Source organism: Neiella marina (assembly GCF_002165625.1).
In the GTDB taxonomy this organism is placed as follows: Bacteria; Pseudomonadota; Gammaproteobacteria; order Enterobacterales; family Neiellaceae; genus Neiella; species Neiella marina.
The window spans coordinates 17,186-30,470 of the sequence record NZ_NGNS01000019.1 but is presented as its reverse complement, the minus strand read 5'-3'; the positions used below and the strand labels follow the sequence as shown (position 1 = coordinate 30,470).

The following is a 13,285-nucleotide window of genomic DNA, read 5'->3' as shown; positions in this document are numbered from 1 at the left end:
CTAAGCAGATAGCGTTCAGATGGCTACCAGCTTCATCAATCTGGCACTTATGGGTAAATATCTGCCATGATGCGATTGCGCTGTTCAACCGAGAATTTTGTTCTCGCTAGCTGCTGACCATTGGCTCCAATTTTCTCTCTGAGTGCCTTATCGCCTAGTAAGGTTCCCAAATACTCCGTCAACTTGCCAGTCACGTGATTGCGAAAATCTGCAGGAATTTCATTCACGGCGTAACCTCGAAAGTGCTTTCTGTAGTCGTGGTGTTGAATACCAATCAACATGCCGCTCTCTCGATGTTCAATCAATTCAGGAATCGCCATATGGTCGGTAGCAATCACAGGGATACCATATGCCATGGCTTCCAGCACTGCATAACCAAAAGCCTCACTATAGGTAGGTAACAAATAAATATGAGTTTGCGGCAAGATTTGATTCATCATCTCGTCGCGCGCAACCCGACCATGAACGATAGCTGGGTTAGTTTGGATTTTGTCGATGTAACGCTGACGCATTGCGACATTGTCGGTTTTGAAATCCATATTGAAGTCACAACACATTCGAAGCCGAGCATTTGGAAAGTCTTTCTGCACCGCTTCAAAGGCATCAACGACGTTCACTCCACCTTTACGAAAAAAGTCGCCACTGAATAAAATGTTGATGCTATCCGTTGGTTTGGCGGAAAAATCTTCCGTGCTCACATGACGAATACAGGGATACACCACTCGCGCTTTATCAACAATGACACCTCGATTGAGTTCGCCGTAACTCTTCACTGTGTCCAAGCCGCTCTGACTCCAAAACAACAAAGCCCGACAATTTGGCCGAGAGAATAAATAGGAGGCATAGGCAATACGAAGTTGCTTTGGCAAAGGCACCCCGAGCCAGTTGAAGGAAACCGACTCTTGCAAACAAGCCAGTGAATGGATCCAGGGCAATTTGGTATCTACCAAATTAATCACAGATTCAACAACATCAATGCCGCTGAAATCATACTTGCTCATAAACCCAGCAACTGGACTACGCAGCCAAGGGGAGCCTTTTCGGGTGATTGGAATTTTCTGGTAGCTCAGCCCTTGCAACGGATAAGTGGCAATTTCGTCGTATAAACCGTGCCAATCTGTCACTCCAACTGTTTTAGTTTGCTTCACGTTATTTAACTACCACTGTTCCATGTACTTGCAATGATCAACGACTAAACCGATGAAAATCAGTCAGCTTGTCGAGCGACAAGCATCGAAGTTGCTACATTGGCCAATTGATGTCAAGCCAGCTCTGGAACCTTTGTTGAAAGTAAACCACGACTACTATCCACTGCTTTGTCATGGTACAAATAACATCCTACCTGCCAAAAAGCGGTAAAACGGACTTTGCAGGAGAATAACCAATACGCCAGGAGAAGACGCGTGGCACAGTACAACGTTTGCATGTTCGCTCATAACGAACAAGACAATATTAAAACGTCAATTATGAGTGTGTTAGAGCAAACTTCTGAGGCTCTGAATACTTTCTATCTAATTGCCAACGGCTGTAACGATGATACCGTCGCCATCGCAAACCAAATCAAGCAACAGAGCTTTGCCAAGATGCAAGTTGTCGAGTTAGCAATCGGCGACAAATGCAATGCTTGGAACCACTACATGCATCAACTTAATCCCGCCGCTGACGTCCATTTTTTTGTTGATGCCGACGTCAATTTTTCTGATCAGTGCTTTGACCAAATGGCCAACCATTTGATGGCAACAGGAGCACAGACAGTAACGATTGCGGGCATGCCGTTGTCGGGTAGAAACAGAGCTTTCTACGAAAGTTTGGTGAAGGAGCGCTCGTGCTTTTTCGGCAATTTATATGGCTTGAAGCACAGCGCCATAGAACGCATTCAATCGTGTCCGTTCCGCCTGCCGATGGGACTCAACTGGATCGACTCATTTCTTACAAAAGCGATCAATACCGACTTATCCTTTGGCGTTGACAACCTGCCTAATCGAGTCACTTATTTGGACGGCGTCGGTTATCGTTTTGAGAAACTGTCGCCTTTTTCAGCGAACGAAATTTCAATTTATATCAACCGCATTGCCCGATATGAGCTTGGCAAAATTCAAGAAAAGTATCTTGACGCCCTACCCCTAGAACAATGGCCTGCCAACATGCACGTGATCAATCAACAAATTGATGAGAATTTCGCCACAGATGCGAGTGAAATCCAGTTCATCAAAAGGTGGTTGGTCCGCAAGCGACTCTCCAAATTACTCACTAAACATCGGCAAGCAGAATTGAAAGCACAGAGTTAGGAAGTAGCGCCACATGGAAAGTGTCAACACAACAAAGCTAACAACAGCAGTTACTCCCGCTCGGCTCAATCTGGTTGTTTCCTTCTTCATTGCCGCCGCAATCTATCTAACCTTCGCTTGGTTACTGAAAATGCAACCTGGAGCGGCGGGTATTGAGCAACCTGACTTAGTTTTCAACATCGATGTCTACCAGTACGTCCATAAGCTTGGCAATCTTGGCTACCAAGAATTAAATAGTAAGCACTTACTAAGAATGCATACGTGGGTTCCGCTGACTCGCGTGCTATTTCCTTTGTTCGATGGCAGCCCTCATGAGCAAGCGGTTAAAGCTGCCGTTATGTTCAACATCATCACCCTGTCGCTCGCTTTTACTGCGGTATCTTGGTTCGCACTACGAACACTACAAAACCTAAGCAAAGTCTGGTTGTTGAATGTGGTTCACCTGCTGTCCACTAGCAGTTTAATTATGTCTGCACCGGATCATTTTAGTCAGTCTTACCTGCTGATGATCACCGCAATACTATCGTTCATTTGTATCGACAAACTCATTGTACTGTTAGTTGTCGCTGTGATTTTGGGCATATTTATCGCCGGTACAACGACCTCAAACGCGGCATTTGCTGGGCTATTAGGCTACTTCATTGTGGCCCGACATTTTCAATTCAAAGCGGTATTCAATCGGCTGTTCATTGTTGCGTTTTTGCTGGCCCCAGTTGTGGGTGGTTATCTGTTTTATCTGTACACCCGAGAAGCCGACCCAAACCAGTTCCTGTTTTTGAAGTTCTTTAATTTTCGGCTGTTCAATGAGCTGCCATCGGCTTTGGTCTATTGCTTGGCTTCATGGGTATACCCAATCGTTGCACCACTGCCCGAACTCAGTCGTTCTGGCCACATCACACTAGAACCAATTGCTCTAGCGGATTTCTTTGACTGGTACCTTATACCGTCAGCCGTTGTGTTAACAGGTATCGGTTATGGCATCATCAGCCACTGGCGCAAAGAGCATATGCTGATTCAGATACTGGTGGCATGGATCGGATTCAATGCCATTTTTCACAATGTTTGGGGCGATGAATACATACTGTTCACTGGTCACTATTCATTTGCGCTGATTATTCTGATCATGCAGCTGTTTAAGCAGTTGAAAACTGGCTACTGCTTGGCATTCTCAGTGCCCGTGATCATCTGGCAGGGATTGTTTGCATACACCACCTTCAATTTGATTCCATAGAAAAATTAGCAATTTAATCAGAAGATTAGTTAAACCATTGGCTGTGATTTGAATGAGAGAAAGGGTGAAATCAATGAATGTGGCTTATGTGGCGGTTGCGCCTTTTGTTAGTGGTTCAGAAAGGTGCCTGCAACTGATCTTGTCACAATGTCAACGCTATGGCGTGTCGCCAGTTCTTATTACCCCAGCAAGCTCGCCATTAAAGCAATGGGCGAAAGCGCAAGGCATTACCCATTACTCAGTTGATTTATCGCCATCGTTTGGCAAAAACCTGCTTGCTTGGCTTGGTCAGCAAGTGAAGTTAGCCCAAATATTTCGCCGGCATCGCATCAGCGCAATCCATAGTAATCAAATATGGAGTTACCCCGCAGTCGCTAAGGTCGCCAAATTTCTCAAGATCAAAACCTTCTGTCATTTGCGGGATCCGGTCAACAATGGCAGCCGTTGGTGGCTTAAATCACAACCAGACCACATTATCTGCATCTCTCGCCATATCAATCGCGAATACCTAAGTGTTTTCAACGACTCGCTAAATGTTCAAGTCAGTACCCTCATCGATCCGGTGAATGCTCGACAAGCTCTGGATCCTGCGGCCTTATCAGCACAAGTGGCAGCATCGAAGAATCAGTTAGCCATTGATCCTGAACTCTTTACCTTTGGCTATATTGGCCAAGTAGCGCCGGTGAAAGGCGTACTTGAAACCATCTCTGCGCTGAGCAAACTACCGCATCAAAACTGGCGACTGCTAATTGCCGGCAAGGATCCATCGGAGTCACAAGACTATCTCCATCAATGCCAAGCCCTTGTGACGTCACTTGGCTTACAGCAACAAGTCACCTTTGTTGGTTTTCTCGAAGATGTCAGCAGTTTTTACTATGCCTGTGATGCCATCGTTATGTTGTCAAAAGAAGAGCCTTTAGGGCTGATTCCACTTGAGGCAGCGATGCATTACACCCCTGCTATTGTTAATGCTGTCGGTGGGTTACCTGAGACTGTGGATGATGGCCGCTCCGGCTGGGTCGTTGATGCCAACCAAGAGCCAGAGCTAATGGCCACCTTTCAGCAAGCCATGACAGCTGATCGGCTACAAGTTGGGCTGCGAGCAAGGGAATATGCCGAGCGGTTGTCAGACCCAGTTAGCTACTTTGAAAAGCTTGCTGAACTATACCGCCAGTGACAGCCGAGGATGATCCGAGTTAGATGAGTGAGTTAACCTAGATTTAGCTTACGTTTGATGCGATTGATAATCTTGATTTGATAGTACTCTGGCCACCACTGGCGGATAGCTTGCAATTGCTGAGCTAGTGGCAATTTGACCACCCCAAGAGTTTGTTTCGGCCACTCTTTAATATCGTACGTATCGCTGACCCTGTCCCATTCTTTCATTCGTTTGTGGTTACTTTGCAAGCTGGCGATTTCGCGAGTACCACCTTTGACGTCATCGCGCGGATTAAGGCACGATATGGCATCGACGATGGCAACTCGTTTGTCCAAGTTGTAGCCGAGCGTATGTAAAAACCACCAGTCGACCCCATAGCCGATCAGATTCGGGTCATAAACATCGAGGAACTCGGTCAATTTATCTGTACGAAACAATGGGCAAGTCACTTCAAGAAAGTTGGTGTAGCGAATGTAATTCGTTGGCTGGCGCTTGGTGATACTGTGACTAATTTTGCCGAACAAACTAAAGGCCGGTTGCAATACCCAAAGATCAAACTCTTGGCGAATACTAAACAGCTGATTAATCTCGGCTGTAGTGATGCCTATATCGTCATCGCTAACGTAAATGGCATCGTAGCGATCGAAGATCTCTCGATGATGATCGAATACGTGTTTTAAATTGGGAAACTTACCCCCTTTACGTTCGAGGTAATAATCTGCCTGCTCTTTAACTGCGCATTCATTATCACCGTAGTAGCAAACAAACAGGTCAAAATTCCGCTCACCTTCAAGCCACTGTTTGACATTCGACTTATCGCCGACAGAAGAAAACACCAAATTCTTTGTTGTGGTTTCGGTTTTGGCTTTTTCCATTTTAATTGAAGGCTCCATTACAACCCGTTTCTGCCAGAATATGTTTGGTGATGACGCAACTAGGAGCCGCTGCCAAATACCTTTCGATAAAGAAATCGTGCTGCAACATTGAGTTTTCTTGCACGCGCTTTATTGAACAGTTTGTGCGCCCCATATTCGACAAGGTTCCACTGCTTGTCGACGTTAAAATCTCTGTTCGGAATCATACTATCGAAATCATCCGCGTGATCGACGACAGCCGGAGCAATAAACCCTTGTTTGCTATAACCGAGCGTGTAAAGCGGCAGCAAATCAACAGGGTAATACATGTTAGTACTTGAACGCAGAAAGGTTTTTGCGCCTTGCAGCGAAATCAAATAGCCCGCAGTAAGAAATGGCACAGGATCACACTCATAGGCACAAAAAGACTGCTGTTGTTGGCGTCCTAAAAAACGCCGATTTTCTACCACAGCTGGCAGACGCACCGAATCCAATTGCTGAGCCGTTTGCTCCTTCAATGGGTAATCGAGCTTCAAATAATCGAATCCCAGTTCGTCAAAATCGAGTGTTAGAAACTCGCTAAAACTATCAGGCACGACAGCATCATCTTCAATGACAATGGCGTATGGAATATTTTCAGCAACCATTTTTTGCCAAATGTAGATATGCGACAACGCACAACCGGCTTCTCCTGGCACTAAATCATGCAGCGTTTCCATCTTAAAACGCTTGGTATCAAACGCTGCGGTGTAGTCAGGGAGATCTTTGCCATAAACGGCATCAAAGCGCTCAAACGGGACCTTGAGTCGATTAAGGTTTTCAGCGATTCGCTGCATCCTTTCGGTACTTTGTTTGAGGTTTACAACAAAAACTTTATGTCGCATCACCATTCATCTCCCTTGATTAGTCGCTTAAGCACTACATTCAATGCTCACGAGCAGCAAAAACTTAACCCGCTAAGTTGCCTGACTATGGCCACAGATACCAGCGAAACTTCAGCCTTTTGTTTGCCACCGTCGCAACAGCAGCCAACCAACGAGCAGCATGAGCAGCGGTAATGGCCATTTAAGCGCGTAAGTGAGTCGCTCAAAGTAATATTTTTTGGTCACAAAAGCCTTTACATCATCAAATGCGACGCCATGGCGACTAAAAATCTTATCCACCAGCGCTTCATCATCTGGCGTGTAGCCATGTTGCCGATAAAGTTCAGCAATCTGTGGTCGATTCAACTGAGCTTGATCGGCATCAAACGGTATCGAGACGCCGTAGTCAGCATCAAACAAGCGCTGCTGGCCATCGACATCTGCCTGCACAATGACGTGGAGCGGAAACACCAAGATATCACTCTCGATACCATTTTCAGTGAGTACCTGATTAAGAATCATCGAGGTATCGCCACACAACCCGATACCACGCTTCAGGCTCCGGCGATAATCGGTGTAATGATATTTCTGAAATTCCGGCATCCCCGACCACAGCCCCATAAAATAGAGAAAGTAGTTTTCCCAAATGGGAATGAGTTGATTGAACCGAGTGGCGTCGGGTTCTTCGCTCCAGTGAATATGGGTAATGCTTTGGGCAATGACATGAGTTGCGCGTTGGGCAAACTGCAGTTCAGATTCGTCAGACAAGCGCTGGAGCTGCGCTAATGCCTCCTCGTAGGAAATCGAATAATCATTAGCAAAGCGAGTCGGCTCATCCCAAAGCCCTGCCGGCCGGATTGATTGACTCAACCCGTACAGATTAATCACTGTCAGCACTAGACCTGCTGACACCAAGCCCCAGGCTATTATTCGTTTCAACATCTACAACTCACTTCCAATTCAACACCGTTCAAAGCTCTATCGGCTGGTACAGCGTCTCAATATTCAGCCGGGACAAATGCAATTGCAGCTGCTCGGCAAAATCAGCGTCGGTCAGATTCTCAGTATTATTGACCAGTCGGGCTTGACCGCCATTTCGCGATCGAATCATTTTGTTGGCGGCATTGTCAGCTACTAGGACATTCTGAGTTTCAACAAAGCGATACTCGATGGCTCTCGGGTATGAATGCTCTAGCACTATAGTATTGTTGCTGATTACCGTGTCAGGGCTGGCCTCAAGAACAATCCCAGTATCGCCATATGGGTCACCGTTATCAGCATGATAAATCAGATTGCCTTCAATTCGCCCGCCCTGATTAAAATACTTTAATGTATCGGTCCGGCGTTGCGATTGCACCATGCCAAAGCCAATGCCTCTATCATTGTCGATCAACAAATTATTGCGTATCAGGTTGTCGGCGCTATTGACCCAAAAATGAATCGCATGCTGGGCAATGTGCTTATCGGGGCTAGCGATATCTCGAAACACATTGTCTTCAACTCGCCACTGGAGCGCGCCTAGGGCATCAATGCCACCAGTATAAAAATTGGGTGCAATACCTTGGGTATACTGAAAAATCGAATGTTCGACCACGCCGCCGTAAGACAGTTTATCTGGACGCTTGTGCTGATCGTAACTGACCTTGATCATTTGCTCGTAACTGTCCTGAAAAATGCAGTTTCTCATCACAGCAAAGCTAGCACCGCGCTCAGCGGCAATTTGTATCAGATGATTTGGGCTATCTGTCAGAGTAACGCCGTCAAGCGCAAAATGATCAGCACTCACGGTGATGAGGTTATGCACCCCTTCGGTCGCTTTCATCCCGAGACCGCGAAGCACCACCTGATAAGGATTAGTTGACCGTGACAGGAGCCACACATTGTCTGCGGTGATGTGCAACGTTTTAGCCAATACATACTCACCCGAGGCCAAGTATATTGCGACTTGACCACCTTTGGCATTGGCTTGCGCTATCGCTGCAATTAGCTGTGGTGCGGTGCTGACGTTTATCGTGTCAAATTGCTCTGGAGGTATCAGTTGCGGCTGCGAGAATTGCTTTTTAACTTGTGAGCGAGAGGCATCGGCGCCATAACGCCAATCATTGCGGTTAACCGGGGTATGGTCATCAAATTTCAATGAGTGGGCGGCGATCGCAGAGGCCGCCAGCAAAAGCAGCCCGCCAATTACAGCCAAGCCAGTTGCTCTAGGATTCGTTGTCAACCAATGCCAGAAACGACTAACTGGCGCGTTCATCATCGAATATCGCCCGAGCCTTGCTGACATGAGGCTGCCAATCAAACATTTGCTCAGCCCATTGTCTGCCCTGTTGCCCCATCTGTTGAAGCTTATCGGTATCTATCAACAAAGCCGCAAGTGGGGTCACCATGAGCTCCGGATCGGTGCAATCCAGAACATGCCCAGTAATCCCCTCTTGCAAGGTTTCTTTGGTACCACCTGAGTCGCCAGCGATGACTGCTTTACCGCAAGACTGAGCTTCGACCAATACCATGCCGAACCCTTCTATATCATTGGCGATGGTACGGTTAGGCAAAATGAACAGGTCGCATTGTTGGTAACACTGAATCATTTGTTCATCGGAAATTTCATCTAATAGTTGCACATGCTCTTCGAGCTGTAGCTCTGCAACGAGGTTTGTCAGCATCGATTTGCACTCTCCACGACCGATGATGGCATAGAGAATATTGGGAAATTGATCTTTAAGCTTGGCAACCGCTCGAATCATCATGTCTTGGCCTTTGCGCTGCTGCAGGCGGCCAACGGTGATTATCACTTGCTTGTGAGTCCAGCCCATGGCTTGTTTAAACTCAGGATCCTCGGCTGCGGGCACAAAGCGCTGACAATCAACACCAGGATGAAGCACTTGAATTTTGTCATCACCAGCGTAATTGAGCCGGTTGACGATACTAGCGCTGTTGTGGCTGTTACAAATGATTTGTTCAGCCTTACCGCACACCTGCTTAACCAGCAAATCATGTTCCCTGCTCGTCGCTGCGGTTTCAACATCTTCACCATGAACAAAACACAAATATTTGATGTTGCAGATAAGGCTTAACAGCCAAGCAGAAACACCTTCGTGAATGACCCGGCCACAATGAACGTGAGTAATTCCATGGCGCTTCACTAAGCGCCTTAGGGTCCAAACGGTACGCCAATAGAACTTGAGGCCCTGTAAACTTTTTATCCCCCATTCAGGGCTGCTTAATGGCATTCGTTCAATAACAAAATCCTGAGCTTGGTCAAAATCTTGCGAGCCTTCCACTTGATTGGTCACAACAACGTACTGTTCGCTTGGTAAACGCGAATACAACTCGTAAAACCAGCGACCGCTCCCCCCAGCTAAGGGTGGAAAATTTTCAGTGACGACCAGTGTTTTTTGTTTCATTTTGGTAGCTTCTAACAGTTGTTTTCAGTCGTTCTAGACGCCTGAAGAGCCATAATATGATTGCTTGATCTCAGCTTCAGACAGCGGTTTTGGCAATGCCACAAAAATCCACACGTCGTTTTCATCAAACTGCGTTAAATCTGCAACATTCGCTTGCAACGCACGCTTGTCCAGTATGGCGTGAGAGTACTTGGGCTGATAACCGATACCTGGCACCGTCATACTAGCGGGGCACCCACTAATGAGACGGAAGGCATGAACATTTTTGGTATATACCGACGCAATTTGCGGTTCAGAATCATCATTACAGAGGCCTCGGTTGGCTTCATAGATCTGTGCCAGCTGCGGCCATGCATCGGTCGAGTTGTACGGCATTGCTTCATGCTTATTAATGTATAGCGCCAAGGACAAACAACTAACGACTACAGCCACGCTGTTAACCGCCATTTGCCTCCTTAGCTGAAATCGCTTGAGTAACAGCCCCACCCGATTAAGTTGGCAAAACACCATCACCAAAGCCAGCATACTGATAGCAAACCAATAGCGCTCCGAGCCACCAATTTCGATCAGTGCCACCATAAAAACCATCGAGCTGATGAGTAAAAACAGCGGCACAAGTCGTTGCCGTCGAGGAATTAACAAAAACAAGATGATCGCCGATAGCGCTAGGCCGATAGCCGCACTCATCGGCCGCTGTTCTATATCCAGCAACCAAAGCCCGGGTATCATTTGGTTCGGCAGGTGATAAATGCCGTACCAAAACAGGTTTTCTTTCACTGTGTTGATAATTGCTGCAGGCGACTTGTAGGGACTTTGCGGATCTTCAACCACCTCTTTAATCATCATTTGGACTTGGTTCACCCCATCCAAACCCAAACCATGGCGATCATACTGGCTGTTGCGCACGCCCCAAGAGGCAAACACCACAATGAACCCCAGTGCGAACACGCTGCATTTCAGCAACTGGCTGAAATCAATCCGCCAACGGGACAGCACTGGTAAACGACTGAGTGGCAAAAACACTAACCCCAGAACCATGCCTTTGAGCAACACGCCAGCACCGGTAACCAATCCCAGTAGGAATAAACCAAGATTGCGAATCGGTTTATCCATTAACCGGTCAGCCAAATAAAGTGCCATGACACACCAGACAAAAACCGGGATCTCAGCCATCGCAACGTGGCTGAAATGCCAGTAATAGGGATTGAGTGCAATCACTAGGGTGCCAATATCAGCCAGCCGAGTGCTGCCAGATAGTCGCCGAATGTAGAGCCACGAAAAGACGATTCCCACCAGCCCTACCAACATCATGGTGAACTTCACTAAGAACCAGTTGATGTTATCACCACTCAGCACCACTGACGGCATTAACAACATTGCCATACCCGGCGGCCACAGGGTATGAGTGACATAAGCGCCATCAAGGTTACGAGTGTAACCATTGCCATGGGCAAGGTTATAACTTAGCGCCAGATAGCTTTCACTATCGTGGGCGTTAAAGCGAGTAAAGTCAGGCCTGTCATTGGGGATCGCAACATAGACAATAAGTAACAACAGCAGAAAAAGACCGCGAATAGGGATTAACTTATCTCGACTCATGCTGTGCTCATTCACTTCTAATCCATGAAAAAGGTCTGCCACTCGAACGTCTTTGTCTATCGTTCGGTAGCGGCAGCGCTACCGCCATTACTTTGCGATAAAGTAAACACCGGTGCAAATACACAAGGTGCCAATCACTTTATTGAGGGTCAATGGCTCATTGAGGAACCAAAAACCAAACAACATGGTGCCAATAAAGCCAAGACCAACAAACGGATAAGCTCGGCTGACTTCAACCTTGGATAGCACCATCAGCCAAACACCGGCACTGGCGACGTATGCCATCATGCCAAATACCACCCAAAGGTTCATTGAAACAGCAACGATGCCACTAATAAAGCCATTGCCAAATGCGTCTAGCGTTGCTTTGTTCGACATGCCACTTTTCAAAAAGATCTGAGCAACAACCGATAGAAAAACGCTAAACAAAATCAAGCCAAAAGTGAGGTAAGTCATATAATTTGAGCCGCTAAAACAACAACACAGGTAGCCATTACCGAAATCACACTACCTCTATCTTTAATGGAAAAAACAATCGGATCATCATGCATTTCGCCGCGATGAGTTTTCACCCACATTCGCAACAGCCAATAACCGAGCATCGGAATAGCCAGCCACAGTAGCTCAGGCTCCTGATATTGGTTGGTAAGGACATTGTTGTTGGCATAAAAGCTAAACATCAAAATCGACAGCGTCGCTGATGAGGTACCAAAACCTAGAAATACAGGGTAATCCGAGTAATTGTAATCGCGGCCAGATACAGCATCTTTGTTTTCGAGTTCCAGCGCTTTTAATTCGGCGCAACGCTTGACTAAGGCCAGACTTAAAAACACGAACATTGAGAACGACAACAGCCAAAACGACACCACCGCGCCAATGGCCACCGCGCCAGCAAATATTCGAATGCTGTAAAGCGAAGCCAGCATAATCACATCAATACCGAAAAAGCGCTTGAGCTTGAATGAGTATGCCAATGTCATGATTAAGTAGAGCAGCAAGACGCCAGTGAATCCCGGTGAAACTAACCAAGACAATACCAGAGAAACCACCAGCAAAACGGCTGCAACCATGATCCCCTGCGTGATACTGATGGCACATGAGGCCAATGGGCGATTGCGTTTGCGTTGGTGTTGCCGATCGGCCGGCAAATCCACTAAATCATTGAAGATATAGGTCGATGAAGCCAATAGGCTAAATGACAAGAAAGCGCCAACGGTGGCCCACAAAGCGTCAATGGTGGTGAGGTGCCAAGAAACAAACAACGGCACAAAAATCAGCATGTTTTTCAACCACTGATGAACTCGCAGTTGCTTCAGCCACACCAACAGGGATGCGCGTTGCTCATCAAACCGACCATCGAATGTGGTGCCACTGGCAAGTTTTCGCGCCGACGATGTCGGGTTCACTAAATAGCTTTCTTGTGCTTCAGCAAACAGATCAAAATCTTCTGACGAGTTACCTGCGTAGGCAAAATTTGGTTGTTCTTGCTTGATGGCAGCGAGCTTATTTTTGCCTTTGAGATTACGATTAGCTGAACTACTTAAATGGCGCGAAAACAGTGGGTAGCGTTGAACAAACAACTCGGCAATGGACTCATTACTAGCAGTTGCCAATACCAGCTCTCGCGAGCCCGACTCCGCTTGCAAAAAGGCATGGAATTCAGGGTTTAATGGAATCAACCCAACATCAGGTTGACTATATTGCGATAACTGATGCTTGAGGTGGGACTTGCCTTTTAGTAACCACAAAAATGCCAGGAACAGAACCAAAGGGTTGACCTTTAATGCTTCCCAAAAACTCTCTAGAAGCATATCGCTCTTGATAAACGTGCCATCAAGATCGACATACAAAGGTACCTTGTCCATAAACTTCCGTCCCTGCTAAGTT

12 protein-coding genes are annotated in these 13,285 nt (G+C 46.8%); 3 read left to right on the top strand and 9 right to left on the bottom strand.

Features of this window, described 5'->3' with window-relative positions:
• Nucleotides 1-47 precede the first annotated feature (47 nt).
• Nucleotides 48-1,148: a glycosyltransferase family 4 protein gene (locus CBE68_RS13795; protein WP_087506692.1), complete on the bottom strand. Its 1,101-nt coding sequence runs from the start codon at nt 1,146-1,148 to the stop codon at nt 48-50.
• Between the two features lie 255 nt (nt 1,149-1,403).
• Between CBE68_RS13795 and CBE68_RS13790 the strand changes: the two genes are divergently transcribed.
• The 3 genes from CBE68_RS13790 (at nt 1,404) to CBE68_RS13780 (ending at nt 4,696) form a co-directional block, all read left to right on the top strand.
• Nucleotides 1,404-2,288: a glycosyltransferase family A protein gene (locus tag CBE68_RS13790; protein ID WP_143824570.1), complete on the top strand. Its 885-nt coding sequence runs from the start codon at nt 1,404-1,406 to the stop codon at nt 2,286-2,288.
• Nucleotides 2,289-2,301: 13 nt separating this feature from the next.
• Nucleotides 2,302-3,519 carry a hypothetical protein gene (locus tag CBE68_RS13785; protein WP_087506690.1) on the top strand — a complete coding sequence of 406 codons (1,218 nt, stop codon included), beginning with the start codon at nt 2,302-2,304 and terminating at the stop codon, nt 3,517-3,519.
• A 73-nt stretch (nt 3,520-3,592) separates the two neighbouring features.
• Nucleotides 3,593-4,696: a glycosyltransferase gene (locus tag CBE68_RS13780; RefSeq protein WP_229744761.1), complete on the top strand. Its 1,104-nt coding sequence runs from the start codon at nt 3,593-3,595 to the stop codon at nt 4,694-4,696.
• A 32-nt stretch (nt 4,697-4,728) separates the two neighbouring features.
• Here CBE68_RS13780 and CBE68_RS13775 read toward each other — a convergent pair whose 3' ends face one another.
• From CBE68_RS13775 to CBE68_RS13740, 8 genes are all read right to left on the bottom strand, one after another.
• Nucleotides 4,729-5,553, bottom strand: coding sequence for a hypothetical protein (locus tag CBE68_RS13775; protein WP_143824569.1), 825 nt, complete (start codon nt 5,551-5,553; stop codon nt 4,729-4,731).
• Nucleotides 5,554-5,612: 59 nt separating this feature from the next.
• On the bottom strand, nt 5,613-6,416 hold the full coding sequence (locus tag CBE68_RS13770) for a glycosyltransferase family 25 protein (protein ID WP_158100609.1): 804 nt from the start codon (nt 6,414-6,416) through the stop codon (nt 5,613-5,615).
• Nucleotides 6,417-6,527: 111 nt separating this feature from the next.
• Nucleotides 6,528-7,337, bottom strand: a complete 810-nt coding sequence (locus CBE68_RS13765) for a hypothetical protein (RefSeq protein ID WP_087506686.1) — start codon at nt 7,335-7,337, stop codon at nt 6,528-6,530.
• 28 nt (nt 7,338-7,365) lie between these two features.
• Nucleotides 7,366-8,652, bottom strand: a complete 1,287-nt coding sequence (locus tag CBE68_RS13760; RefSeq protein WP_158100608.1) for a right-handed parallel beta-helix repeat-containing protein — start codon at nt 8,650-8,652, stop codon at nt 7,366-7,368.
• Entirely contained in the window at nt 8,633-9,799 is a 1,167-nt protein-coding gene (locus CBE68_RS13755; RefSeq protein ID WP_087506684.1) for a glycosyltransferase family 4 protein, read from the bottom strand. The genes CBE68_RS13760 and CBE68_RS13755 overlap by 20 nt, the downstream gene beginning before the upstream one ends.
• Before the next feature lie 33 nt (nt 9,800-9,832).
• The gene (locus CBE68_RS13750; protein ID WP_087506683.1) at nt 9,833-11,398 is read right to left on the bottom strand and encodes an ArnT family glycosyltransferase; all 1,566 of its coding nucleotides are present in this window, start codon (nt 11,396-11,398) and stop codon (nt 9,833-9,835) included.
• Nucleotides 11,399-11,485: 87 nt separating this feature from the next.
• Nucleotides 11,486-11,854 carry an EamA family transporter gene (locus tag CBE68_RS13745; RefSeq protein WP_087506682.1) on the bottom strand — a complete coding sequence of 123 codons (369 nt, stop codon included), beginning with the start codon at nt 11,852-11,854 and terminating at the stop codon, nt 11,486-11,488.
• Nucleotides 11,851-13,263: a UbiA family prenyltransferase gene (locus CBE68_RS13740; RefSeq protein WP_087506681.1), complete on the bottom strand. Its 1,413-nt coding sequence runs from the start codon at nt 13,261-13,263 to the stop codon at nt 11,851-11,853. The genes CBE68_RS13745 and CBE68_RS13740 overlap by 4 nt, the downstream gene beginning before the upstream one ends.
• Nucleotides 13,264-13,285: the final 22 nt, after the last annotated feature.